Consider the following 22,074-nt stretch of genomic DNA (forward strand, 5'->3'; position numbering starts at 1 on the left):
CAGTGGGATATGCACTAACTAAGGGACGTTTCGACCCACCGGCTCAAGCTGCAGTTGTCGATGGCCTGCCCGCAAGCCTGGGAGTGACGTTGCCGAAGGATTACGCCAATTTCCTTAGGGAGCATAATGGAGGTGAAGGCTTCATCGGCGACAGCTATATAATTTTTTTCAAGGCTGAAGAGTTGGTAGACTTCAATCGAGAATATGAGGTTGAGAAATACGCACCAGGCATCCTCTTGTTTGCGTCGAATGGAGGAGGGGAAGCCTATGGCTTCGACACCCACGATGTGGAAATGCCGATCGTGCGCATCCCATTCATATTTATGGAACGGCAATCCGCCGAGACGATAGCGCGTGACCTCGCCGGTCTATTTGCTGCGTTGGAGGACTTGAAATGAGCGTCCAAGGTACAGATTCGCGTTCCAAAGGCATGGAATTGTTCGAGATCAAACCGGTAGCGGTTGGCGGCGATCCAGTTAGCATGGAGAACAAGATCTGGTTGACCAGGCAAGAGCATTTTCAAGTGGTGCGCTTTTGGAATCGAACTATCGAAGTTCAGCGTAAGGCGGCACTGGAAAAGGCGGGACGAAACGGGGAATAGAGTGCAAGGAGCACGAGCCATGACCAGCGTCGGACGATCATTTGCAAATCCACCGAACCGCCGGCGCAAGCAACTCGTCCCTAGATCCCAACATAATAATAATGGTACCATCTTCCAGGAGGTTTTGCATCCGAATCGTGGCGGAGGGTTTCTCTTTGGGGCAAGTAGGCAGGCTGATAGACATAGTTGCAAGGCTGTCGGAGTTTGACGAGTACGACACGATTTATGCGTCGGAGCCTTGGACCGAGGATTCCGATGCGATGGTTGCTACCGGGCTGGACACGGGAAGATCGCCACCGGAGGCCGTCGAAGCCGGTTTGGAATATTTTCTTGAGATACATATCTGTCGAGAAGTCATCGAGGGTTGGCTTGCCTCAATAAAAGAAAAACCTAGCCTAGCGGGGGTTTGTCCAAGGCTTATCGAATACGCCATCAATGACGCATAGGAGAGATAGAGTGGAACATAACCCGCGCTATGACGGAAAGCCGCTGCTTAAACTATTGGAATTTTATGTTTTGTGGGTAATTGGTGAGCTGCCCGAAGAGGTGGATAAGTCCTTGAAGGCGATAGCTCTCAAACTGCACACTCTCTATGGCGGCGATGGACAGTGGCAGGGCGCAATTGCCGCATCTGTTCATTTTTCCGAGGAATACCGGCGGAAATCCGGGGTCTATGGGCGAGGAACCTCGAAATCGCTCGCGACAACGACGTAACGCTTTCGCCTCAGAAATTTGCCGAGATGTTCGTAGATGAAAATTTCGAGAATGATGGATTACGGTGACAGCGTATTTCTAGAGGTCCGCACCAGTGCAGGTAGAGCGAAAACTCTAAACTTGACAAATTGAAAAGAGTGCACTGTCACCGTAATTCCGAAGCATTGAGACGCATAATTCAGCTGGACAGCCTGATCGTGGGCGTTGGAGGAACTGCCGAGTTATACTTGTCCAGCGGACAAAGTGGCTTCAGTATGGACGGACCCGTTGAGAAGAACAGCAATGTCTATTAGATTCGCTGCGCTAGCGCCCACTTACATCTGAAGGGCTGGCCAGCGGTCACTTTGAAAATCGCATGGGACGGCGGCCTTGGGTCGCCGCAATGAACATAGGCAGGAAGATACTTCTCGGTGGAACCGTTTCCTATGACGACGACATCGAACTGAACAAGCGGCGGCAACACCCGACCATAGCCTGGTTGTGGCGGCTGGAGACATGTGATCCTTCGGAATGGCCAGAGCTACTGGCCAAATACGAAGACATCGGTCGCACAGTCATGCAGAGGGCGACGCCGAGGCAATGGCGCTGAGGATCGAGCTTGGGCTGCCGGCTGAACCGGAGAAAGTGCCGACCGAAGAAGAGCGTATTCTGGCGGAGGCCGGGGATGGCTATGTGACGCCTGCGCAGCGCAAGCGGCTGCGCTACCTGCGCAAGAGGAGGGGTGATGCGCCGCGTCTAACTCTTCGGCCTTCATCACAGCGCTGATCGTCGCGCACCAAATTGGAACTTCTTTCAAGCCTCGCTTTCGCGGGGCTTTTTTCATGGAGCAAGCCTTATGGCCCGACCTGCAACTGCCGCCGTTCGCCTGTTGACCGGCGAGCGTGAACCCGTGCGCCTGGCGACGACAAGCAACATCACCCTTTACGGCCTGCAGACCATCGACGGCGTGCCGGCCGAGGTCGGCGACCGCGTGCTGGTCAAGAACCAGGCCGATGCCCGCGACAACGGCATTTATTCCGCCAGCGAAGGCGCATGGTTCCGCGCCGCCGATGCCCGCACGGCCCGCACCTTGCAGAAGGGCACGACGGTGCATGTGCAGCAGGGGGCGGTCTCGGCAGACTTCGTCTATGTTTTCGAAACGTTCGACCCGGTGATCGGCACCGACGCGGTCACGATCGCCTTTTACCTGTCGGAGGACACGCTGGGCGATGCGGTGGGCGCGGCCAGCGCTGCTGCCGCCAGTGCCGCTGCGGCGCTCACCTCGAAGAACGCTGCCGCCACCAGCGCCACCAATGCCGGCACCTCGGCCGGCGCCGCCGCAGGTTCGGCCACGGCCGCCGCCGGCTCCGCCACAACAGCCGCGACCAGCGCCACCAATGCAGGCAATTCGGCAACGGCGGCTTCCGGCTCGGCATCGGGCGCGGCGACCAGCGCCACCAACGCAGGCAACTCGGCTACGGCTGCAGCCGGTTCAGCGAGCGCTGCCTCGGGCTCGGCAACCGCGGCTTCCACCTCAGCCACCAATGCCGCGACCTCCGCTTCCAATGCGACGGCCAGCGCTGCGGCGGCATCAACCTCGGTGGCAGCTCTCGGCTACACCTTTTCCACGATCATAGCCGACGCCGATCCTGGCAATGGCACCTTGCGGCTGAACAATGCGAGCGCCGCCTTGGTGACCGCGGCCTATATCGACAATCTCGATGCCGGCGGCTCCACGGTGAGTGGCATCCTCGATGCCTTTGACGACAGCACCAACCCCATCAAGGGCCAGTTGACCCTGCGCTCGAAAGCCTCCACCGCTATCTCCTATGTCTACAACGTCAGTGGCGCGGTGGTGGATGGTAGCGGCTATCGCAAGCTGACGCTCGCCTATGTCAGCGGCGCCGGCACTTTGCCGACGGCGGCCAACGGCATCTGGCTGATGTTCGACCGGGCCGGCGACAGAGGCGCCGACGGGACGGGAGTAGGAGATTTTTTGGGGCCTGCGTCTTCGGCAACCGACAATATTGTCACTTTCGCGGGCACGACGGGCAAGGTGGGGAAGGATAGTGGGATCGCGGTGTCCAGCCTGGCGCCGAAGGCCAGCCCGACATTTACCGGGACGCCAACGGGGCCGACCGCAGCGCCTGGAACGAATACCACGCAATTGGCTACAACGGGGTTCGTCAAGGCTGGGTTTGATCTGAAACTTGATAGCCGACCCAACCTCGGTGTCGTCGCGCAGACGATCACCGATTGGAACAACGCCCTGGACAACGGCTGGTATATGGCCTCGGCGGCGGCTAATGCGCCAGACGGCGTAAATTGGTTCCTGGGGTTTGTGGAAGCGCACGGAAGCACTGGCTACCGGACGCAGACGGTGCATGATTTCGTCAACGACACTACGGCGGCAGACCAAAAGCTATGGCGGCGCAGGCAGGCTGGCGGTGCCTGGGGAGGATGGATCAAGCTGCAATGGTCGCAGGCCGAACAGGATGCACGCTATGTCCAGTCGTCCACGGCGTTGCTTCAGAAGTTTTATGAAAGCGCGCAGCAGACCATCACGAATGCCGGATCACTGACGCTAGCGCATGGACTCGGCGTCAAGCCAAAAAACTACTTTGCCGTGCTGCAATGCACTACGGCAGATGCCGGGTATTCCATTGGAGACGAAGTACTGGCTAATCCGGGCGGCGGTACAGGCAACAAAGGTCTATCGCTGGTCCCGGACGCCACCAACATCAATGTGCGGTTTTCGTCCACCGCTGTTGATATCACCGCCAAAGGCACCGGCGCAGGCACCACAATTACCAACAGTAGCTGGAGGCTCGTCGTGCGAGCGTGGGCCTAATTATTAGCGGCTTCTCTCCTGGCCTGCAGCAGATCCTGCTGAGCGCAGTATTTCTCGTAGGGCGACCCCGTATACCGGGAAATGATGTCTACATTACCGATACAGGCAAAACAGCCAAAAAGAAGCCGCCTGTCGATAGCAGCCATCCGGCACCGCAACATAGGCGCCAAGAGCGACAAGTGCCACCAGTCCAATTTGCAGGGACTGATACCGGTACAGAAGCCACATCTAAAAAGCCCTTTCCAATTTTGAGGCGACACCATGACAAAATACTCGTTGACGGCAATGGCGCCTATCTCGGCGGCTTTGATGGTGAAGACCTCGAGCTTCCTGAAAATGGCATCGAAGTGCCTGAAGCCCCGGAAGATGCGCGTCAAATATGGGATGGCTAGGCTTGGAGTGCTGCCCCGGCAGTCCGCCACATTGTGCTGAAATCCATAGTGCAAGCCCGCATCATCGGCGGCGGCAAGATGCCGCAGGCCTATGGCATGCTCACCGGCAACCCGATCTATTTCGCCCGCTGGTTCGCTCCGGACGATCCCTCTCTCTACAGCGACGATCCTGATGCTGTGAACTTGGTCCGAGGGCTCGGGCTCGATCCGGCGGTAATCCTCGCCCCTAGCTCACAACCCCAAAAGAGGCACAAAATGAACCGCAACTTCGCGCGGGCGCTTGCGCTCGTCCTCAAATCGGAAGGCGGCTGGTCCGACAATCCGGCCGATCCCGGCGGCGCAACCATGAAGGGCGTGACGCTGGCCAATTTCCGCCGCTACGTGAAGGCGGATGCGACGAAGGACGACCTTCGCCATATCACGGATGCTCAGGTGGCCACGGTCTATCGCCGCTTCTATTGGGATGCCGCTGCGGGCGCCGAGCTTCCCGGCGGTGTCGACTATGCCGTCTTCGACTTCGCCGTGAACAGTGGGCCGGGCAGGGCGGCTAAATATCTGCAGGCGGCAGTTGGCACCGCACAGGACGGCAGGATCGGCCCGGCCACGCTCAAAGCTGTCGGCGCCAGGCCACTGGGCGCAGTCATCGACGATCTTTGCGATGCCCGCCTGGCATTCCTGCGGCGGCTGCCGACCTGGCCGGTTTTCGGCAAGGGTTGGAGCGATCGCATCCGGTCGGTCCGTTCCCAGGCGCTGTTGATGTCGGCACTACAGCCCGCGGCACCTTTGCCGGGCACCCCGCCCCAGCCATCAGCGCTCTCGCCGAAGCCCGGCAGTGCGATGCCGCCGGTGTCTACCGGCGGGCGCGTCAGCCCCGTCGAACGCCTGCCGTTCTGGCGTGCGCTGCTTCAAATCCTGAAATCGATTTTCGCAAGGAGTTCGACATGATCGCCGTCTTCATCCGCATCGGCTTGCGTTACGGCGCCGGTGTTCTGGTCGCGCGTGGCCTGCTCGGCGCCGACGACGCGGCGGCATTTTCTTCCGACCCCGACATTCAAGCTGGTCTGGAGATCGCCGCCGGTCTCGCCATCGCCTGGGTCACCGAGACCTGGCACTGGCTGGCCCGCAAATCCGGCTGGGAGCACTGACATGGAAGGGTTTCAACAACTGCTCATCGCCTATCTCGAAGCCGCGAAACCCTATGCTATCGGCTTTGCCGCCGGGCTTGTCGCCGGGTGGCTGCTGTGAGCGCGCTCCTCGCCGTCCTGCTTGGCAACAAAGCGCTGCTGGGCTTCCTGGCATCGGTCATCGCCGCCCTTTGCTGGGGCGCTCACCAGCGGCTGGCCGGCGCCAGGGCCGAGCGCGGCAAACTGGCGGCCGCTGAGGCCGCGGCGCGCGCGGTCGCTGAGCAGGTGCAGAACGACGTCGGCGCATTGCCGGCGGACGCTGTTCGAAAGGAGCTGAAATCATGGGCAAGGGACTGATGCTTGCGCTGCTTGTGGCGCTTGCCGGGTGCACGACTGCTTCGGGCGGCTTCTGCGCGATTTCAAGCCCGCTGCGCCTGTCGGCCGAAGCCGTCGACGTCCTGTCGGACGCCGAGGCGAGAGCGCTCCTGGCGCACAACCGCAAGGGACAAAAGCTCTGCGGATGGAGGCCTTAGCCGATGCACGACCTCTTCGACATACTCGGCATCAAGGGGCCGGTCGTCGCCGCCGGGCTAGCCGGCGGCGTGCTGCGAGCACTGTCGCGCCATCGCTACAAGCTGCGCGAGATGATTGCCTCGCCGATCTGCGGGGCGCTGGCGGCTGCGTATCTGACGCTGCCTGCCGTCGCCTGGTTCAGGGCAACCGGCATGCCTATCCCCGATCCGGCCGACGATACCACGACGCTCGCCGCCGCCTTTTTGATCGGCGTCTCGGCCATGTGGATTTCCGACATCGTCTTCGAGGTCATCGTGCGGCGGTTCGGCTCGGCCGGCAACGAGTGATGCACTTGAGATGCTGGAAGAAGCCAGCGACAATGCCTACCTAAGGAGCAATCCAATGGAGGTATGATATGGCGACGTCCACCGAACGTGCAGTCCTTGCCGGCGGCTGTTTCTGGGGCATGCAGGATTTGATCCGGCGCTATCCCGGCGTGATCTCTACCCGCGTCGGCTATAGCGGTGGCGATGTGCCCAACGCCACGTATCGCAACCACGGCAGCCATGCCGAAGCCATCGAGATCGTTTTCGATCCGGCCAGGATCAGCTTTCGCACATTGCTCGAATCCTTTTTCCAGATCCACGATCCGACCACCAGGAACCGCCAGGGCAACGATGTCGGAATGAGCTATCGCTCGGCGATCTTCTACACCAGCGACGAGCAGAAGCGCGTCGCCGAAGACACCATCGCCGATGTCGATGCCTCTGGACTGTGGCCGGGCAAGGTCGTCACCGAGCTTGCGCCGGTGGGCGATTTCTGGGAGGCGGAGCCAGAGCATCAGGACTATCTCGAGAAATACCCCAACGGCTATACCTGCCACTTTGTCAGGCCGGGCTGGAAGCTTCCGGTCCGCGAAAAGGCTGTTTCGTAACGCAGCCGCTATCGTCTGCTTATCTGGCGGTCGAACTATTCTTCCGCGCGATCGGTATGCCGGCCGCCTTGTTGAAGTGGCCGTGCTCGGGCTGCCCATAGATGAACGCGCCGTGGACGGGTTTGCCGTCGACCTCAGAGCCTGAGAACGCGACGGCCTCGATCTTCTTTGTTCCGGTCAGGCTCTGGTTTCGAAGATAGGCGAAGGTTCGCACCGCTTCTCCGACAATTCGATCGAGAAACGGTTTTGGCCGCCTCCCGGGCCGTCGCACGAGGCTTGGAAGGCGCTCTCGTCCCGAAACAAAATGGTGCTGTGCGCAAAGCGCCGGCATGATCTGATAGATTCGGTTGACCGAGCAGGTCATGAATCCTGGGTGAAAAAGAACGAAGTCGACCTCTCCTCTCAGATGCATGGTCCTGCGCAGCAATCTTTGCGCTGCCGATCTGGAGATGACATAGCCTGCGGCGCCCGCGTGCAGGCCATAAAGTCTGGCAAGCGAAAACCCATCATCGAGAGCGACTTCCTTGCGTCCGACCCTCACTTTGGCAAAATGCGTTTCCAGCTTGATCACATCGGCATCGCGCGGCACCCATCGATCGGAAGCAAGCAGCGAGCCGGCGCCCGCGCCGAAAACGACGTCGTCCTCGAAAACCGCGCCATATTGATCCGCGCCGTTCGCAACGATCTCCCAACACGAGCGGTGGCTCAGGAAACAGCAAACCTCAGCAGCGCTTAGCGGGCTTTTGGCGACAGAGCAGCAATCGGGGCAATCGATGGCGGAGACACGCTCAAATGGTACTCCGATCCGGCCGAACTCGGACGCGACATGCGCCAGCCGATCGCGAGAACGATCAAGATTGATCACCAGACACCTCATCAGCGCCCCCTTGTCCGGTGATCAGTGAATATCACGTTCCCGTGATTGCACAAAATTTGCTTACGTGCGGGGCAGTGGGTAGCGGCGTACGGTGCCGCCGGTTGGTTTTGGAGGTTGGGTGGACATTGACGGCGTCCCCCGCGTGGCGCGAGCCTTTACCGTGCGCGCCTAGACGAGTCGCCCTAGAAGCCGAAGAATTGCCGACCGATCATGTATCCGAGCGCGACGACCACAAGGGGAAACAGGGCGGGCGTCAGCCCACCAAGAGCGGAGGTCTTTGGCTGTTGCCTGGAGATGGTCCTGGGTGCATTGCCGAGATTCTTGGTCATCCGGTATAGTAGCAAGCGCTGATTAACGATTCCGTAACCCGATCGAGGCCGCCGCGGCTTTTTGCGTTTCTGGCGCGACCTTGACAATGCCCAGCCCGTGACGCAACTGGGCCGTCTTTGAGAGCATTGTGAGGCAAGGTCAATGCGGGTGACGCTCGTTTTGAAGGGCGTAATACCCTGCCGAGGTTACGGTGGGATTCAGCGTCAGGTCGAATGGCTGGCCACGGAGATGGTTCGTCTCGGACACGAAGTCGTGGTGATCGCTGGCCCTGGCTCCAGCCACCCGCTCTTCGAAGTCCGGCACGCTTCGACCGATGCCGAATGCCGGGCAGCCATTCCGCGCGACACGCAAATCGTCCACACCCATAGTTGGCCCGTCGAGGTGCCATTTCCAACGCTGAATACGCAGCGCGGCTTTATGCCGGACCAGCCCATGCCAGTTGCGAACTGGAGCTTTATCAGCGCCAATCATGCCCGCCAGCATGGGCGCGAGACATTCGTCTACAATGGCTTTCCGGTGGACGCCTATCGTTTGTCGGCTGCAAAGGGCGACCGCCTGCTATTTCTCGCCGGCATTGCACGATCAAGCAAAGGCCTCAACCGCGCCGTCGATCTCGCCAAAAAATTCGATTTCGGTCTCGATATCGCCGGTGGCTCGCGTTGGAAACTGCTGGGCCGAAGTCAGACCCGCCGCGAAGGGTTGTTTTTCAAGAGCCTTGGCAGGCGATACCGTTTCCACGGAATCGTTGACGGCGAGCCGAAGCTTCGCCTTCTCGGCGAAGCGCGAGCCTTCCTCAACCCCATCGCCTGGGAGGAGCCGTTCGGCAACGCACCGGTCGAAGCCATGTTGTGCGGCACTCCGGTGCTGACGACGACGCGAGGCGCATTGCCCGAGACGGTCGATGCCGACAGCGGGCGCTTCTTTGAGACCGATGAAGAATTTGCGGCCGCTTTCGAGGCCGTCGCCGACCTTACGCCTCAGCAATGCCGCGAATCGGCCGCGACGAGATTTCCCATCCAAAAAGCGGCGCGCGGCTATCTGGATCTCTATGCCCGCATCCTTGACGGCGAAGCGCTTCCTTGACGACCGGCGATCCAATCCTCTTCGTCGGCTTCCCCGCGGTCGGCGACTTCGTCCGTTGCCATTCTGCCATCCAGATCATCGCTGCGCGATTTCCTGATCGCCCCATAGATGTCGTCACCTCGCCTGTCGCAGCGCCGCTGGCGCGCCTGATGCCGCATGTCAGGAAGGGCTGGGCGCTTGCCAAGCGTCATCAGCGCCCCGGTTTTGGCGAGCGCAGCCGCCTGGTTGGCGAGTTGCGCAAGGAAAATTACCGTACGGCCTATCTGATGACCAGCAGCACCAAGGCGGCGCTGATGGCGTTCATGGCCGGAATAGAGGAGCGCATCGGCTATCCGCAGGAGTTGCAATTCGGCCTCCTCAATCGCTTCCCCGCCGGCTGGTTGGCGCATCTATGGGCCTTCGGACCCCGCAAGACGCGGCTCTTCGAGGAGGTCTGCTCGATTGCCTCGCTTGGCGAAAAGCCGGCTGCGGGCGCAGAGTGGCCGGCGCCCCGGCTTGTGGTCGATCCGGCCGAGTTGGACGATTGGCGCCAGCACAAGAAGATCGATGCCGGCCGACCGGCCCTGGCGCTCTATACTGCCGACATTGAGAATTTCCGCTCATGGCCCGTCGAGCGCTTCATTTCGATCGCCAGAGACCATCATGATCGCGGCTGGGCAATCTGGATTGTAGGCGGACCGCGCGAGCACGCCGGTGCCGCAAAAATCCGCGCCGCCATTCCTGAGGCAATCGACTTCACCTCGACCCCGTCGATTGCTGACGCGATGTGCCAGATCGCTGCGTCGACCATGTTCCTCGGGGTTGATGGCGGGATTTCCCACGCCGCCGCTGCCCTGAACGTCCCATGCGCGCTTATCTACGGGCTGAATCGCCCCTATGTGCATGGGCCCGTAAACAACCATGTTCGCTTTATCGAACCACCGCTTTCGACGCCCAGCTGGGTCAAGGACACGCGGGGCATCAGCGAAACTCGGGTGAGGGAGGCTCTGGCTGACATCTCAGCCGGTATCGCCAACTGACCAATGGTCTCGCCGGCCCCAGGCGTCTGGTTAAAAACGCCCCGTGGGGGCAACCGTCGCCGCGTTTCGGTTACCCCATGGCCCTGCGGCTTTCGGGCTCGTGATTGCCGACCCAATGTGCACGGATGCGGTCGCTGGCTTCAAGGTAGGCCATGTCGATGAGATAAGTCAGAAGCTTCTCGCCGTCGGCTTCGGCTTTTTGCCTAAGCTCCCGCAGTATCCCTTGCGCGAACTGCAGGTTCTCCATTTTGCTCGGCTGGTCCATCGGTGCTCCCCCAACGTCTGCGTATGAACTTTGCGCTGGCTATGCTTGCATGAAGATTGCCGTGAAGTGGATATTGCACGTGCGGACCGCGATCCTGCGAAGGCGCTGGCTGCATGAAAGCCGCCCCATCCGGCTTCAAGATTCGCTACACTATGTGACGGAAAGAAAATAAACAAAGCGTTCTTTTGTACAAGACAGGAAGATTCCTTCAGTTCACACCACGAGATACTTGGACAGCATAGTTGACGTAACGATATTGCGTGGCCTTAGGCTCTCGTTTCGAAACAAAACGTAGCATCGTTGCAACCACAAGACGAATTCCAGCTGACCGGGGCCGCTCCGTAGTCAATCGCCGGTTACAAACGGCACCGGGTCTCAGCGCAGGGCTTTGGCCAACCCATCGTTCCACGGCAGCGCAGGCCGGATGATCTACCGCCCGCCTTGGCTTGACGCCAAGGCGGGCTTTTTGCGTTTGGCTTCTACCGGGTGAAATGTTGTCGGACCCGGTCCTGTCGGCATCGGGCGGTTTCGAGAATGAATTTCCTGCCTGCCGGCTTTCTGCGCCGCTCGCGCTAGGCCGACTTGCGTTGCGGCAAGCTAGACGGCGTCTCGACACCGTCAGAAATCGGTTCGGCTGTCCGGTTTGTCGGCTCGTCATCGACCCGGTCGTGCTCGAATTGCCGGGCGGCAGGCAAGGGTTGCAACCAGTGCTCACGGCGATTGACCCAGAGTTCATAGCTGGGCTCCAGCCCTTCGGTGGGCACCTCATCGAGGCTGCCAATCGTCACTTCCACCTCATTCTCACGAACCAAAGGGACCCGGCCGCCGCAGGTGGGACAAAAACTTCTGTCGCCGTAGCTATTGACGATACCCGTCGTTTCGAACGCCTCGAGCGGCCACACTGCAAACGCCGAAAAAGCCGACCCGCTAGCCTTGCGGCAGTCCTTGCAATGGCAAAGGCCAATCCGAAAGGGATCTCCCGTCACCGAAAACTGGATGCCGCCGCACAGGCAGCTGCCGCTCCGCCTTGTATCATTGGGCATGACCGCTCCTCCATCTGGTTGGGCATCACACCGCTACATCTTGCAGCGCCATGCGCACAATCAATTCACGCGCGGCGCAACGGTTCCATGTCGCCTCGCGCAATGCATTGTCTGGACCCGGCAGCGCCATGGCGACGACCGCCGCAAGGCTGCTGGACATGTCAGTTCGGGAAATCGAATACCGGTTCCCGGCACCAATAGACACGGCACTGGCCATCACGTGTCGGAACGGAGGCAGCGACCGGCACCTCCGGCCAGTCGCACTCGTTGCCGTATTGGCGGACATAGCGATCGTAAGTATTCCGGCCGGTCGTCAACACCGCCGAGTGATGGCTCTGGATCAGGCGCTGCGTTTCCTCGCAGGTCATCGAACGCGTGTTGGGTCGGGCGTAGGCCGTGCTTGTCGCGACAAACAACGCCGTTAAGATGATCCCTGCGATTGCTTGTGATGTCATGGCGATCCATATCCTAAAATATTGCCAGGTATTTCAACAGCGAAATAATGCCGATAATGATGACAACGATCTGCGCGATCTGCCTCGTGCGGCCATCGAGCGGCAGACGCTGGACGAGATAGAGCACCAGGATGATCACCAGGAAAGTGATCAGAATGCCGATAAGTACCGATGAAGCCATGTCCCTCACTCCGTCTGGCTACGTCTGAGAAGAGTACGCAGCGGCAAACGCTCTGGCCATAGATTGGTTCCTGTCGATGCGAAGCCGCCGGCGCAACGTAAAGGCTGCGAAACAGCGTTCCGCGGCCTTTGAAGCTGAACGCCGATCAGGGCCTGTTTGCCGCACGGTTGTCGTTTACCGTCGGCGACACCGTTTCCAGGCGACTTGTTGCTGGCGTCAGGCGAGCTAACGGGAGAACCGCCTCGGGTTGACGGGGTTCCGACAAAAACGGCCTGAGTTGCGCTTCGTTGTCGACATTTGCGCGAGCCCTGAGATCCGGCGCCGCCCGGCGGGTGATCGCTTTTTCGCAGGAGAACAATTGCCGTCCCAAGGGGACGACGGGAACCGAAACCTCGCACGTGCATCTCAGCTACCGCGGAACGGGCAAATCGAGCAGGTGGGGAATTTGGGGTAGGGGAATACGTCATCCAAACATGCGGGGATTGGAATCCCTGGAATTTGGGGAACAAGGCGTTGTCTGGACGCTCAAGGCGCCGCTGCGCTCGGTCCAAATCTCTCTCGCGGATTTTTGTCGATTGAAAGAGCGGGTCGCGCCTTAGGACAATCCCAGCAGGGGAGCGGGTTGGCCGCCTGTGGTGTCGGAATTGCCGATGCCAGGCAGTTCGTGCTTATCGTCGGCAAGCGAAGTCAATCTCCCCGCCTCGACGGAGGTCAGTCCGTCCAACTCCATCACCGCGCCGTAGAGTTGGGCCGTCTGCATCACAAGCCGCTCGACGTCTTCAAGGGCGACGTTCTCGTCCAGGTTACGCAATCGTATGTCCTCGGCAACCACCGCAATATTGACCATTCCGCGCGAGCGCAGCGCGCCCAGGACCCGTGAATTGAGATCCTCCCGTAGCCGAGCCGAATATCCGTAGCGCATGGAAACCTTCCTTTCAGGAGCCGGTTGTCCCGTCGTGATCAAGATGCGCTAACGACCTTCAGATGGCAAGAAGAATATAAAATATTCTCAACTAAATCAAATAGTTAGAAGACTACACTGGTTGTGCTATCGGCGTATCTCCCTCATCGTTGGTCTTGTATGTGAGTCACCCATCAGCCTCTCTTGACGCGCTGCACGGGGACCCCTAGCTATACTGCAATTGAGGCACATACTAACTCACCATATTTTTTGGTCTTGACGGTTGGAGGCGCGAATGGCCGACCTGGAACGACCCGAGCGACTGCAGATCATGCTGACAGCCGAGGAATTGGCTGCCTTGGAAAACTGGCGCTTCGAAAAGCGCATGCCAAGCCGGTCCGCGGCAGTGCGGGAACTGCTGCGGCGCGGCCTGGATGCGGATGGATTCCTGACTGCGGGACAAGGAACTAAGTCTCAGGACTTTGGAATTCTGGGCAGCAGTGTGACTGGCGACGGCCAGTCGGGCGAGTAATTCGACGGCGGTTAGCCAACAATCGCTTTTTCTGGAAGTGCCGCTACCAATTTATTGCGGTGGCGGAAACGCAAAGCGGGTCGGCTCTCGGCAGGGTACTGGTCTCAGCAGGGTACTCTTGGCGTATGGTTGCAAAGCCCGCTCCGGTTCGCCGGAGCGGGCTTTTTGCGTTTTCCCAACAGGAAATAGTCGCGATCGCTTCAGACACGCTCAAGGTTCTCTTCGCACTCCATGCACGCGACGCTGTGACCGGGGCAACTGAGCCGGTGTGTTCCTCCGGGGCAGCAATGGCCGTTCGAGCTCGCCCACCGGGCACAGACAAACACCTTGCGGGTTCCGTGGCATTGTGGACATTCCATCGGGCGGGCCAGCAGAGCCTCGTTTTCCGAGACACGGCATTCCCTCTCAAGAACCTGGACCATCTGAAACCCCAAGGCCGAAATATGGCTAAGCTATCCATACCCGGAAAGCCTAAATTAGAATTTAATTACATAAGCCGCGAGCCTCCCGAGGGGGAAGTTTCGCGGATGGCAATCTCAGGCCACCGGCAGTCCGCCGCGCGTGTCTCATTCCCAATTTCGGCCGTCTCAAGATCAAGCTCCGGTTGCTCCCGGCATCGGTCGACCCGCGATTTTGCCCACCGATTTTCGCATTCGGATCGTTATAGGCTTTCGCTTTGCTGGAGCGGCGTTAAAGCTGCCCGGCAAATGCCTGAGCGGGAACAGTCCGTTCCTGCGTCGGTTCGTTTGGACAAGGATGTCTGCCAATGACATTGATGGGCGCAGCGGCACTTTTGATCCTTGTCCTGACTTATGCCGGCGTCGCAATCGGGCGTATTCCAGGCCTCCGTCTCGACCGGGCAGGGATCGCCTTGCTGGGGGGTGCGGCGATGATCGCCATCGGCGCACTCAGTATGGAAGATGCCTATCGCGCCATCAATTTCGACACCATTACGCTGCTGCTCGGGATGATGATCGTGGTGGCGCATCTGAAGGTGTCCGGCGCCTTCCGGGCGCTTGGCGCCTACGCTATCGAGCATGCGCACGCGCCTTTCGTGCTGCTGGTGATGGTGACGCTGTTGACCGGCGTGTTGTCGGCGTTCCTGGTCAACGACGCCATCTGCCTGGTCATGGCGCCGATCGTCGTCCACGTCACCCGTGTTATCAATCGCAATCCCATTCCCTATCTGATCGCCACCGCCACCGCGTCCAACTGCGGCAGCGTCGCTACCATCACCGGCAACCCGCAGAACATGGTCATCGGCGCGCTGTCGGGAATTTCCTACCCAGCCTTTTCGGCCGCCCTGGCGCCGGTTGCCCTCTTCGGCTTCGTCGCGGTCATCGTCATCGTGCGCATCGTCTACCGCGCCGAATTCGCCCGCACCGCCGATCTCAACCCGGAAGTCTATCGCGGCCGCATGCTGCCGGGACAGGTGCTGAAGGCGGTGGTTGTCTGCATCGGCCTGGCCATCGCCTTCTTCGCCGGCGTTCCGGTTGCCAAGGCAGCGCTCATCGGCGGCGCCATCCTGTTGCTCACCCGCGCCATCAAGCCGGCGCGCATCTACCGCGAGATCGACGGTCCGCTGCTGTTCATGTTCGCCGGCCTGTTCATCGTTGTCGCCGGCGCCGAAAAGACGCTGCTGACGCCCGACATCATCGCCTCGGCCAAGAACCTCGGGCTGGACGACGTCTGGCGTCTATCGGGCTTCACCGCGGTGCTCTCCAACATCATGAGCAATGTTCCGGCCGTGCTGGCGCTGCGGCCATTCATACCCGGCCTTGAGAACCCCGGGCGTGCCTGGCTGGTGGTGGCGATGAGCTCGACGCTGGCCGGCAACTTCACCTTGCTTGGCTCGGTCGCCAACCTGATCGTCGCCGAACAGGCGCGGGCGGCCGGCACGCAGCTGTCCTTCTCAGCCTTCTTCAAGGTCGGCCTGCCACTGACGCTGCTGACCCTTGCCGTCGGCACGGCATGGCTGGCGGCTGGATTCTAGAGCAACTCCACGAAAAGTGTGAAGTGGTTCTCCGTCCGGAATTGCGTCAAAGAGATAGCGTGTTTCGCCGTCTCCATTAAACGGTGAACGCTCTAGCGGATAGTCGCCGATCCTGACCTTGCTCGAACCAGCGTTGCAGCGGCATGTCCGGCGGCCTCGACATAGTCGGGGTTGCGGTGGATCAGCATGATCGAGAACGCGCCGTCCATTAAAAGCACGATTTCGCGCGCCAGGGTCTGCGGCTCGTCGACGCCGTGGCCTGTGAGTTCGCCAGCCAGCCAGGTCTCGAAATTCTGCTTATGCCGCGCCCCCGCTTTAACGGCCGGGTGTCCGGGCATGGAAGCGAGTTCGGCTGCCGTGCGCAGAAAGCCGCAGCCTCTCCATTTCGGGTGCTTCGCCACGCGCGCCAGATTGGTGAAAATCGCCTCGACCTTGCGCTCGACATCGCCTTCGGCCGTCTCGAACCAGCCGGCCATCTGCTTGAGGTTCGGCTGGTCGCGACCGTCGAGATAGGCCGCGATCAAATCGTCCTTGCTCTTGAAATGATAGTAGAGCGTGCGCTTGGTCAGCCCGGCTTTTTCCGCCACTGCATCGACGCTGACGCGGCCGATCCCCTCGGCATAGAACAGCTTCGTTGCGGCATCGACAATGCGTTTGCGGGTAGGGGTTGGTGCTTCGCTCATACGCAAGTATACCGACTAGTGAATATACATACAACCGAAAGCCTGATCCTCTCCGTCGACAAACACAGGGAAGGAAAAGACATGACCGAGCTTGTGCTCACCGGGGCCCGCAACGGGATCGCCATCCTCACACTTAATCGGCCGGAGAAGCTCAACGCCTTGAACTATGCGCTGATTGATCGCCTGCTTGCGCTCCTCGATGCCGCCGAGACCGACGATGCCATCCGCGCCGTCATCCTCACTGGAGCAGGAGAGCGCGCCTTCTCCGCCGGCGGCGACATCCATGAATTCTCAGGCAGCGTGGACATCGGCGTCGACGTTGCCCTGCGCGACTTCGTCATGCGCGGACAGCGCCTGACCGCAAGGCTGGAGGCGTTCCGCAAGCCCGTCATCGCCGCCGTCAACGGCATCGCCTTCGGCGGCGGCTGCGAGATCACCGAAGCCGTGCCGCTCGCTATCGCCAGCGACCGCGCCTTGTTCGCCAAGCCTGAGATCAACCTTGCAATGCCGCCTGCTTTCGGCGGCACGCAGCGGCTTCCGAGGCTGGCAGGGCGCAAGCGGGCGCTCGAGCTGCTGTTGACCGGCGATTGGTTCCCGCCGCCGCGCGCCCTCGAACTCGGCCTCGTCAATCAGGTGGTGCCGCATGAGGAGCTGATGCCCGCCGCAATTGATCTCGCCCGGCGCATGACCAGGCATTCTCCTGCAGCAATTGCCTCGATCCTCACAGCAGTGGCGCGCGGCCTGAACCAGAGCATCGCGGATGGCTTGGCTGTCGAGGCCGAGCAGTTCGCCCGCATGGCTCCGACCGCTGATCTGCGCGAAGGGCTGGATGCCTGGATCGCACGCCGCCAGCCGGGCTGTCACGGCTCGTGGACGCACATCACCCGGCCGGATGAAGCCAGGCGAGCCTCAACGCAGCAGGACGGGCTTGCGGACCGGGATCAAGGCGCCGTCACGGCCACATGACCTTTCATGTTGGGGTGGAAGCGGCAGAAATATTCGACCGCTTCCGCCTTCCGCAGGGTCAGGCTCGCTGTTGCCTTCGGCGGGATCATCACTTCCCAGCCACCCTTGACGGTAGCCGTATGTGCGAACACGTCCTTGTTCACCCACTTGATCGTGTCGCCGACCTTCGCCTCGACGGTGGCCGGCGAAAAGACAAGCTTGTCGATGGTGACCTGGATGGTTTCGGCCTGCACGGGTGAGGTCCCGAAGACCAGCGCCAGTGCAATCCATAGCAGCCGTTTCGACATGGCCTGGTCCTTACTTCAGCATACCTGCAACATGCTCGGCGTGCTGTTCATGGCCCTGGAAAATCTTCAGGCCGGTCTGCAGCAGGCTCTTCAACTCGGCATTGCTGGCCGATGGGATCAAAAGGGTTTCAAGCGCGCCGTCGACCTGTTTGTGGTAGGCGATCTCGTTGTCGACATAGGCTTTGTCAAAGGCTGCGCCGTCGAGTTTGGCGAGCTTCGCCCGCTCCTCGGCCGCAGCCTTGGTCAGCGCCTGGCTGGTTGCGTTGTCTTCCGGCGTCACCTTCAGCTTCTTTACCAGTTCCAGTGCCTGCGCGTTGACCGCTTCGTGGTCGCGCACCATGTCGTTGGCGAAATCCACGACCTCCTTGGTCTTCGATTTCTTGATCGCCTGCTTGGCGGCTTCCACATCGATGACGCCTGCCGTGTAGGCGATGTGGGCGATCTGCGGGTCCGTCGGCTTGTCGGCGGCTTGTGCGAGCGGGGCAGCGCCAAGCAGCAGCAAGGCAGCGAGGGCGGCGGTGTGTCGGGTAAGCATGGCATCTCCTTCGCCCGGGCGCGGGATCGCTCCGGGCCATGTTTTTCAGTTGACGGTCATTGGATGCGCAGCGGCGGCAAACGTTCCCGGGGAAATCGGCCAATCAGCCGATGATCAGCTCTCCAGGCCGAGCCGCTGCATGACGGCGCTGGTCAGCCTGTCGCAGCGCCGGCCGGCGAATGGGAATGCGTCGAGCAGCACCGGCCCGATCTGGTCGTCGAGTGCCTTGCGCATCAGGGCGCGGGCGCGGTGTAGCCTTGTCTTGACGGTTTCCGGTCGCACGCCAAGTAGCTCGGCGGTCTCCTCGATGCTGAGCCCCTCGATCACCCGCGCCACGAACACCGTCCGGTAGACATCGGGCAGGCTGTCGGTCGCCCGTTCGACCAACTCGAGGATCTGCCGCTGCGCCATCGTCCGCTCCGGATCGTCGCTGGGATTGAGGGGGAACTGGATGATTTCGGCTTGCGGGTTTTTCGCCACCGTCCGCCGCCTTTTGCGCAGACGGCCGAGCGCCTCGTTGATGACGATGCGCGACAGCCAGGTGGCCAATGAGGACTCCCCGCGAAAGGCATCGAGATGGGCAAAGGCTCTGACATAGGCCTCCTGGACGATGTCCTCGGCTTCAGCATCGTTGCGCACCACCCCGCGAGCGATGCGATAGAGCCGCTGATTATGGGTCTTCATGATGATGCGGAAGGCGTTGCCTTCGCGTGCCAGCGCGCGGCGCACGAGAAGCATCTCGCTTGAAGCAGCTGTGGGCATTGGTACAGACATAGCAGGCATGGTCAGTTCCTCGATCCAATCCCCGTCCGAAACCTCGATCAAGACATTGGATGACATCGCCGGCAAAAGGTTCCCGGCCATTTTCGCCCGGCTCCGACGGCGCCTAGAATACTGCTTCCGCCAGCGGCTTGTCAGCAGCCTGCGCTCGCGCCGTGGCCGCAAGCAGGTCGGTCTGCGTGATCAGGCCAAGGATGCGGCTGTCCCCGTCCAAGATGATGACTGCATGGGTGCGGCCGTCGGTGAGCACCGGTAGCAGGGCCATGGCGGGCGTACCGGCGGCGGCGGTCGACGCTGTCGAGGTAACGCTTCCGACGGCTTCGTCGGCTCGCGCCAATTCCCTTAATCCAACGGTGCCGACCAGCCTGGCGTCCTTGTCGACAACCGGCAGCGTGCGGATATTGTGGTCGAGCAGCAGATGACGCGCCCGATCGGCGGACGCGTGTTCATCGACCGAAATCACGTCGCGGGACATGATGTCCTCGCACAACATGGTTCGGTGTGCGCGCATCGTCGCTTGCAGTTCGACCTGTCGCAGCAGCTGTTCGAGATCGTTGCGGTCGATGTCGAAGGTCTCGTCGAGCGCAGCCAGCGCGGCATCGATGTCCTCGGCCCGGAAGCCGATGCGCTCCTGAGCCGGCGGATCGATGGTTCCGTGCGTGCTTTTCGGGGCAGGGGCCGGCACATGCGGGTAGCTGCGTCGCGACAGCCTGTGGAAAGCATAGCCGAGCGCGACCAGCATCATGGAGTTCAGCGCCACCGGCACGAACGGAAACAGGAAGCCCGCACCGATCACGGCCGGCCCGCCGAGCACGGCGGTCAGTGCGGCGGCTCCGCCCGGCGGATGCAGGCAGCGCGAGAACGACATGGCGGCGATCGCCATCGCCACGGCAATGCCCGTGGCGAGAACGGGCTGATGGACGAAATGGGCCACGATCACGCCGACCAGCGCCGATATTGTATTGCCGCCGATGATCGACCATGGCTGCGCCAGCGGGCTTGCAGGCACCGCAAACAGCAGCACCGCCGACGCCCCCATCGGCGCCACCAGCAGCGGCACATGCGGGCCATTGCCAAGCACCAGCGCGCCGATCGCGCCGGTCAGCGCAATGCCGATCATCGCCCCGATGCAGGCGATGAGGCGCTCGCGCAGCGTCGCGCCGGCGAGAATGGGGACAAAGAGACGAAAGGCCATGGCAAGCTCAGTCCGGCTGGAATTGTGCGCGCAGCGCCTGCAATGGCGTTGGACCGACGATTTTGAAAGTCAAACCGATCCGAAAAAGCGCGCATTGGGGAAATAACATTGCGCTTGGTTGACCGATGAGCGGCTTTGCGACGTCGATCGCCTGCGAAAGTCGCTCGCCAATTCTTTCAACGGGTTGGGCGGACCAGCGGAATCAGCTTCGCAAGTTTGCTGGTGTCATGCCGCAGCGGCCGCTTCCAGCCCGCGCAGGATATCGGCCTTGAGGTCCTCGACATCCTCGAGCCCGATCTGCAGCCGGATCAGCGGGCCGTCATAGGGGCCCTTGGCAACGGTACGGTCGCCAAGGAAGACCGGCACGGCAAGGCTCTCATAGCCGCCCCAGGAATAGCCGAGACCGAAGATTTTCAACGCATCGAGGAAAGCGTGCTGCTGTCTCTGGCCGCCGCCTTTGAGCACGATGGAAAAGATGCCGCTCGAGCCGGAAAAATCACGCTTCCACACCGCGTGGTCGGGGTGGCTGGGGAGCGCCGGGTGCAGCACGCGGGCCACGCCGGGCTGGCCTTCAAGCCAGACGGCAATGGCAAGCGCGCTCTTTTGATGGTGATCCAGCCGAACGCCCATCGTGCGCAGGCCGCGCAGGACTTGGTAGACGTCGTCGGGGCCGGCGCAGCAGCCCATCGTGTAGAACGTCTCGCAAAGCTGCTTCCAGCAGTTGGCATTGGCAGACACTGTGCCCAGCAGCACATCCGAATGGCCGGCCGGATATTTCGTCGCCGCATGGATCGAGATATCCACGCCGTGGTCGAGCGGACGGAAATAGAGCGGCGTTGCCCAGGTGTTGTCCATCATGACGATGGCGCCCGTTTCATGCGCCGCCTTGGCGATCGCCGGAACGTCCTGCACCTCGAAGGTGTTGGAGGCCGGTGATTCCGTAAACACGACTTTGGTGTTCGGCTTGATCAAGCTGGCGATGCCGGCGCCGGCATGCGGATCGTAATACTCGACGTCGACACCCAGCCGCTTCAGCATCGTGTCGGCGAAATTGCGGGTCGGATGGTAGACGGAATCGACAATCAGGATGTGATCGCCTGCCGAGAGAAACGCCAGCAACGGGACGGTCACCGCCGCCAGGCCCGACGGCACGATTATGGTACCGGCGGAGCCTTCCAGCGCGTCGATCGCATGCGCCAACGCATCGGTGGTCGGCGTGCCGCGTGTGCCATAGGTGTATTTCTGGCTGCGCGCCGCCATCACCGACGCGTTGGGATAGAGCACGGTCGAGGCATGCACGATCGGCGGATTGACGAAGCCGAAATAGTCGTGCGGATTGTTGCCCGAATGGGCAAGCCGCGTGTTGATACCCATTTCGTTGCCGTCAGTCGCCATTGCTCTTCGCCTTGTGGTGAAAGCGCTAGCCATAGAGCGGCGGCATTGGCCGTGCAACAGCGGGCGCCCGCCAGACGGTGCCCTTTGCATAGGCCAATTCCCCCATGAATAGTCTGGAATGCGTGGCGATCCAGAGCCGCGGATTTCATGAGTGGATGTGGATTAGCGTCGACGGACTTTGCCGGTTTTATTTGCGGGGCTTGCTGCTTTCCTGATGATGTTGTCTGCAATTCAGGCATTTGCGGCAATTGGTTTTCAAAGCTGTCGTGAAACGGTCATTTCCCTTGACCTCACAGAGATAATCGCCTTCGATGCAGTTCGTGAATGGGAGGGGCCGGGCGTCGGTTACGACGCGGGGTTCCGGGAATGAGCCGGATGGGAGCCGGGTTCACGCGGGAAAAGATCAGGATTTGCCTGAGGATCAGGGTTTACCTGAAAACAGAAAA

At 60.9% G+C, this 22,074-nt stretch carries 32 protein-coding genes; 19 read left to right on the plus strand and 13 right to left on the minus strand.

Translation table 11 applies throughout. The annotated features are described in order from the left end of the window. Positions 1–2 precede the first annotated feature (2 nt). The 13 genes from NKJ58_RS12230 to msrA all read left to right on the plus strand — a co-directional run bounded on the left by NKJ58_RS12230 (position 3) and on the right by msrA (position 7,108). The gene (locus NKJ58_RS12230) at positions 3–398 is read left to right on the plus strand and encodes an SMI1/KNR4 family protein (protein ID WP_023735867.1); all 396 of its coding nucleotides are present in this window, start codon (positions 3–5) and stop codon (positions 396–398) included. Then, entirely contained in the window at positions 395–601 is a 207-nt protein-coding gene (locus NKJ58_RS12235) for a hypothetical protein (RefSeq protein ID WP_023734799.1), read from the plus strand. Before NKJ58_RS12230 ends, NKJ58_RS12235 begins: the two co-directional genes overlap by 4 nt. Before the next feature lie 41 nt (positions 602–642). Beyond that, a complete protein-coding gene (locus tag NKJ58_RS12240) occupies positions 643–1,047 on the plus strand; it encodes a hypothetical protein (protein ID WP_352853192.1) in 405 nt (134 codons plus the stop codon). A 10-nt stretch (positions 1,048–1,057) separates the two neighbouring features. After that, on the plus strand, positions 1,058–1,315 hold the full coding sequence (locus NKJ58_RS12245) for a hypothetical protein (RefSeq protein WP_155924307.1): 258 nt from the start codon (positions 1,058–1,060) through the stop codon (positions 1,313–1,315). 579 nt (positions 1,316–1,894) lie between these two features. Next, positions 1,895–2,080: a hypothetical protein gene (locus NKJ58_RS12250; RefSeq protein ID WP_023820445.1), complete on the plus strand. Its 186-nt coding sequence runs from the start codon at positions 1,895–1,897 to the stop codon at positions 2,078–2,080. 103 nt (positions 2,081–2,183) lie between these two features. Further along, complete coding sequence (locus tag NKJ58_RS12255; RefSeq protein WP_156931622.1) at positions 2,184–4,145, plus strand: pyocin knob domain-containing protein; 1,962 nt, start codon at positions 2,184–2,186, stop codon at positions 4,143–4,145. Further along, positions 4,136–4,537 carry a hypothetical protein gene (locus NKJ58_RS12260; protein ID WP_156939281.1) on the plus strand — a complete coding sequence of 134 codons (402 nt, stop codon included), beginning with the start codon at positions 4,136–4,138 and terminating at the stop codon, positions 4,535–4,537. Before NKJ58_RS12255 ends, NKJ58_RS12260 begins: the two co-directional genes overlap by 10 nt. A gap of 48 nt (positions 4,538–4,585) precedes the next feature. Continuing rightward, the gene (locus NKJ58_RS12265) at positions 4,586–5,482 is read left to right on the plus strand and encodes a glycosyl hydrolase 108 family protein (protein ID WP_023684350.1); all 897 of its coding nucleotides are present in this window, start codon (positions 4,586–4,588) and stop codon (positions 5,480–5,482) included. Continuing rightward, positions 5,479–5,682: a Pam3-gp28 family putative phage holin gene (locus NKJ58_RS12270; protein WP_023684349.1), complete on the plus strand. Its 204-nt coding sequence runs from the start codon at positions 5,479–5,481 to the stop codon at positions 5,680–5,682. The genes NKJ58_RS12265 and NKJ58_RS12270 overlap by 4 nt, the downstream gene beginning before the upstream one ends. A 96-nt stretch (positions 5,683–5,778) precedes the next feature. After that, a complete protein-coding gene (locus tag NKJ58_RS12275; RefSeq protein ID WP_023684348.1) occupies positions 5,779–6,018 on the plus strand; it encodes a hypothetical protein in 240 nt (79 codons plus the stop codon). Next, positions 6,003–6,194, plus strand: coding sequence for a hypothetical protein (locus tag NKJ58_RS12280; RefSeq protein ID WP_023671459.1), 192 nt, complete (start codon positions 6,003–6,005; stop codon positions 6,192–6,194). Before NKJ58_RS12275 ends, NKJ58_RS12280 begins: the two co-directional genes overlap by 16 nt. Before the next feature lie 3 nt (positions 6,195–6,197). Beyond that, complete coding sequence (locus NKJ58_RS12285; RefSeq protein WP_023753139.1) at positions 6,198–6,521, plus strand: hypothetical protein; 324 nt, start codon at positions 6,198–6,200, stop codon at positions 6,519–6,521. A gap of 68 nt (positions 6,522–6,589) precedes the next feature. Next, on the plus strand, positions 6,590–7,108 hold the full coding sequence (gene msrA / locus NKJ58_RS12290) for a peptide-methionine (S)-S-oxide reductase MsrA (protein WP_023671461.1): 519 nt from the start codon (positions 6,590–6,592) through the stop codon (positions 7,106–7,108). A 19-nt stretch (positions 7,109–7,127) separates the two neighbouring features. Here msrA and NKJ58_RS12295 read toward each other — a convergent pair whose 3' ends face one another. Beyond that, positions 7,128–7,973, minus strand: a complete 846-nt coding sequence (locus NKJ58_RS12295) for a glycosyltransferase family 25 protein (RefSeq protein WP_050586903.1) — start codon at positions 7,971–7,973, stop codon at positions 7,128–7,130. A gap of 483 nt (positions 7,974–8,456) precedes the next feature. Here NKJ58_RS12295 and NKJ58_RS12300 point away from each other — a divergent pair, with 483 nt between their 5' ends. Together NKJ58_RS12300 and waaF are read left to right on the plus strand one after the other, a co-directional pair. Next, positions 8,457–9,398, plus strand: a complete 942-nt coding sequence (locus NKJ58_RS12300; protein ID WP_023808296.1) for a glycosyltransferase — start codon at positions 8,457–8,459, stop codon at positions 9,396–9,398. After that, positions 9,395–10,417 (plus strand): lipopolysaccharide heptosyltransferase II, encoded by a 1,023-nt coding sequence (waaF, locus tag NKJ58_RS12305; protein ID WP_023684344.1) that lies wholly within the window; start codon positions 9,395–9,397, stop codon positions 10,415–10,417. Before NKJ58_RS12300 ends, waaF begins: the two co-directional genes overlap by 4 nt. A gap of 70 nt (positions 10,418–10,487) precedes the next feature. Here waaF and NKJ58_RS12310 read toward each other — a convergent pair whose 3' ends face one another. The 6 genes from NKJ58_RS12310 to NKJ58_RS12335 form a co-directional block, all read right to left on the minus strand. Continuing rightward, positions 10,488–10,682, minus strand: coding sequence for a hypothetical protein (locus tag NKJ58_RS12310; protein WP_023684343.1), 195 nt, complete (start codon positions 10,680–10,682; stop codon positions 10,488–10,490). 572 nt (positions 10,683–11,254) lie between these two features. Further along, the gene (locus NKJ58_RS12315; protein ID WP_023715175.1) at positions 11,255–11,725 is read right to left on the minus strand and encodes a GFA family protein; all 471 of its coding nucleotides are present in this window, start codon (positions 11,723–11,725) and stop codon (positions 11,255–11,257) included. A gap of 25 nt (positions 11,726–11,750) precedes the next feature. Further along, on the minus strand, positions 11,751–11,885 hold the full coding sequence (locus NKJ58_RS12320; protein ID WP_023684341.1) for a hypothetical protein: 135 nt from the start codon (positions 11,883–11,885) through the stop codon (positions 11,751–11,753). Between the two features lies 1 nt (position 11,886). Further along, positions 11,887–12,180 (minus strand): hypothetical protein, encoded by a 294-nt coding sequence (locus NKJ58_RS12325; protein WP_023684340.1) that lies wholly within the window; start codon positions 12,178–12,180, stop codon positions 11,887–11,889. Between the two features lie 13 nt (positions 12,181–12,193). After that, on the minus strand, positions 12,194–12,361 hold the full coding sequence (locus NKJ58_RS12330; RefSeq protein WP_023684339.1) for a Thivi_2564 family membrane protein: 168 nt from the start codon (positions 12,359–12,361) through the stop codon (positions 12,194–12,196). A 595-nt stretch (positions 12,362–12,956) separates the two neighbouring features. Then, the gene (locus NKJ58_RS12335) at positions 12,957–13,283 is read right to left on the minus strand and encodes a hypothetical protein (protein WP_023715176.1); all 327 of its coding nucleotides are present in this window, start codon (positions 13,281–13,283) and stop codon (positions 12,957–12,959) included. A gap of 274 nt (positions 13,284–13,557) precedes the next feature. On the opposite strand from NKJ58_RS12335, the gene NKJ58_RS12340 reads away from it, so the two are divergent. Continuing rightward, positions 13,558–13,794, plus strand: coding sequence for a hypothetical protein (locus tag NKJ58_RS12340; protein WP_023684337.1), 237 nt, complete (start codon positions 13,558–13,560; stop codon positions 13,792–13,794). 766 nt (positions 13,795–14,560) lie between these two features. Continuing rightward, on the plus strand, positions 14,561–15,787 hold the full coding sequence (locus tag NKJ58_RS12345) for an anion transporter (RefSeq protein WP_023715177.1): 1,227 nt from the start codon (positions 14,561–14,563) through the stop codon (positions 15,785–15,787). A 92-nt stretch (positions 15,788–15,879) separates the two neighbouring features. Here NKJ58_RS12345 and NKJ58_RS12350 read toward each other — a convergent pair whose 3' ends face one another. Further along, positions 15,880–16,470: a TetR/AcrR family transcriptional regulator gene (locus tag NKJ58_RS12350; protein WP_023684335.1), complete on the minus strand. Its 591-nt coding sequence runs from the start codon at positions 16,468–16,470 to the stop codon at positions 15,880–15,882. An 81-nt stretch (positions 16,471–16,551) separates the two neighbouring features. Between NKJ58_RS12350 and NKJ58_RS12355 the strand changes: the two genes are divergently transcribed. Further along, on the plus strand, positions 16,552–17,436 hold the full coding sequence (locus NKJ58_RS12355) for a crotonase/enoyl-CoA hydratase family protein (RefSeq protein ID WP_023684334.1): 885 nt from the start codon (positions 16,552–16,554) through the stop codon (positions 17,434–17,436). Here the strand turns inward: NKJ58_RS12355 and NKJ58_RS12360 are convergent. The 5 genes from NKJ58_RS12360 to NKJ58_RS12380 form a co-directional block, all read right to left on the minus strand. Further along, on the minus strand, positions 17,412–17,723 hold the full coding sequence (locus tag NKJ58_RS12360; protein ID WP_023671475.1) for a cupredoxin domain-containing protein: 312 nt from the start codon (positions 17,721–17,723) through the stop codon (positions 17,412–17,414). The two genes, NKJ58_RS12355 and NKJ58_RS12360, sit on opposite strands and share 25 nt — an antisense overlap. A gap of 10 nt (positions 17,724–17,733) precedes the next feature. Beyond that, on the minus strand, positions 17,734–18,258 hold the full coding sequence (locus tag NKJ58_RS12365) for a DUF4142 domain-containing protein (RefSeq protein ID WP_023697729.1): 525 nt from the start codon (positions 18,256–18,258) through the stop codon (positions 17,734–17,736). A 114-nt stretch (positions 18,259–18,372) separates the two neighbouring features. After that, positions 18,373–19,041 (minus strand): RNA polymerase sigma factor, encoded by a 669-nt coding sequence (locus tag NKJ58_RS12370; RefSeq protein WP_023715180.1) that lies wholly within the window; start codon positions 19,039–19,041, stop codon positions 18,373–18,375. A 103-nt stretch (positions 19,042–19,144) separates the two neighbouring features. Further along, positions 19,145–20,233, minus strand: coding sequence for an HPP family protein (locus NKJ58_RS12375; protein ID WP_023715181.1), 1,089 nt, complete (start codon positions 20,231–20,233; stop codon positions 19,145–19,147). A gap of 225 nt (positions 20,234–20,458) precedes the next feature. Beyond that, positions 20,459–21,628: a cystathionine beta-lyase gene (locus NKJ58_RS12380; protein ID WP_023753134.1), complete on the minus strand. Its 1,170-nt coding sequence runs from the start codon at positions 21,626–21,628 to the stop codon at positions 20,459–20,461. A 178-nt stretch (positions 21,629–21,806) separates the two neighbouring features. Between NKJ58_RS12380 and NKJ58_RS12385 the strand changes: the two genes are divergently transcribed. Next, the gene (locus NKJ58_RS12385) at positions 21,807–21,998 is read left to right on the plus strand and encodes a hypothetical protein (protein ID WP_023753133.1); all 192 of its coding nucleotides are present in this window, start codon (positions 21,807–21,809) and stop codon (positions 21,996–21,998) included. Positions 21,999–22,074: the final 76 nt, after the last annotated feature.

This window comes from Mesorhizobium sp. M0139 (genome assembly GCF_040322455.1).
GTDB lineage: Bacteria > Pseudomonadota > Alphaproteobacteria > Rhizobiales > Rhizobiaceae > Mesorhizobium.

Excerpts from the sequence above, each read along its gene's own strand:
- NKJ58_RS12235 (WP_023734799.1), top strand. The coding sequence starts at position 395 with ATGAGCGTCCAAGGTACAGATTCGCGTTCCAAAGGCATGGAATTGTTC.
- NKJ58_RS12250 (WP_023820445.1), top strand. The coding sequence starts at position 1,895 with ATGGCGCTGAGGATCGAGCTTGGGCTGCCGGCTGAACCGGAGAAAGTG.
- NKJ58_RS12270 (WP_023684349.1), top strand. The coding sequence starts at position 5,479 with ATGATCGCCGTCTTCATCCGCATCGGCTTGCGTTACGGCGCCGGTGTT.
- NKJ58_RS12280 (WP_023671459.1), top strand. The coding sequence starts at position 6,003 with ATGGGCAAGGGACTGATGCTTGCGCTGCTTGTGGCGCTTGCCGGGTGC.
- NKJ58_RS12285 (WP_023753139.1), top strand. The coding sequence starts at position 6,198 with ATGCACGACCTCTTCGACATACTCGGCATCAAGGGGCCGGTCGTCGCC.
- msrA (WP_023671461.1), top strand. The coding sequence starts at position 6,590 with ATGGCGACGTCCACCGAACGTGCAGTCCTTGCCGGCGGCTGTTTCTGG.
- NKJ58_RS12300 (WP_023808296.1), top strand. The coding sequence starts at position 8,457 with ATGCGGGTGACGCTCGTTTTGAAGGGCGTAATACCCTGCCGAGGTTAC.
- NKJ58_RS12310 (WP_023684343.1), bottom strand. The coding sequence starts at position 10,682 with ATGGACCAGCCGAGCAAAATGGAGAACCTGCAGTTCGCGCAAGGGATA.
- NKJ58_RS12315 (WP_023715175.1), bottom strand. The coding sequence starts at position 11,725 with ATGCCCAATGATACAAGGCGGAGCGGCAGCTGCCTGTGCGGCGGCATC.
- NKJ58_RS12320 (WP_023684341.1), bottom strand. The coding sequence starts at position 11,885 with ATGTCCAGCAGCCTTGCGGCGGTCGTCGCCATGGCGCTGCCGGGTCCA.
- NKJ58_RS12325 (WP_023684340.1), bottom strand. The coding sequence starts at position 12,180 with ATGACATCACAAGCAATCGCAGGGATCATCTTAACGGCGTTGTTTGTC.
- NKJ58_RS12330 (WP_023684339.1), bottom strand. The coding sequence starts at position 12,361 with ATGGCTTCATCGGTACTTATCGGCATTCTGATCACTTTCCTGGTGATC.
- NKJ58_RS12335 (WP_023715176.1), bottom strand. The coding sequence starts at position 13,283 with ATGCGCTACGGATATTCGGCTCGGCTACGGGAGGATCTCAATTCACGG.
- NKJ58_RS12340 (WP_023684337.1), top strand. The coding sequence starts at position 13,558 with ATGGCCGACCTGGAACGACCCGAGCGACTGCAGATCATGCTGACAGCC.
- NKJ58_RS12345 (WP_023715177.1), top strand. The coding sequence starts at position 14,561 with ATGACATTGATGGGCGCAGCGGCACTTTTGATCCTTGTCCTGACTTAT.
- NKJ58_RS12350 (WP_023684335.1), bottom strand. The coding sequence starts at position 16,470 with ATGAGCGAAGCACCAACCCCTACCCGCAAACGCATTGTCGATGCCGCA.
- NKJ58_RS12355 (WP_023684334.1), top strand. The coding sequence starts at position 16,552 with ATGACCGAGCTTGTGCTCACCGGGGCCCGCAACGGGATCGCCATCCTC.
- NKJ58_RS12360 (WP_023671475.1), bottom strand. The coding sequence starts at position 17,723 with ATGTCGAAACGGCTGCTATGGATTGCACTGGCGCTGGTCTTCGGGACC.
- NKJ58_RS12365 (WP_023697729.1), bottom strand. The coding sequence starts at position 18,258 with ATGCTTACCCGACACACCGCCGCCCTCGCTGCCTTGCTGCTGCTTGGC.
- NKJ58_RS12370 (WP_023715180.1), bottom strand. The coding sequence starts at position 19,041 with ATGCCTGCTATGTCTGTACCAATGCCCACAGCTGCTTCAAGCGAGATG.
- NKJ58_RS12375 (WP_023715181.1), bottom strand. The coding sequence starts at position 20,233 with ATGGCCTTTCGTCTCTTTGTCCCCATTCTCGCCGGCGCGACGCTGCGC.
- NKJ58_RS12380 (WP_023753134.1), bottom strand. The coding sequence starts at position 21,628 with ATGGCGACTGACGGCAACGAAATGGGTATCAACACGCGGCTTGCCCAT.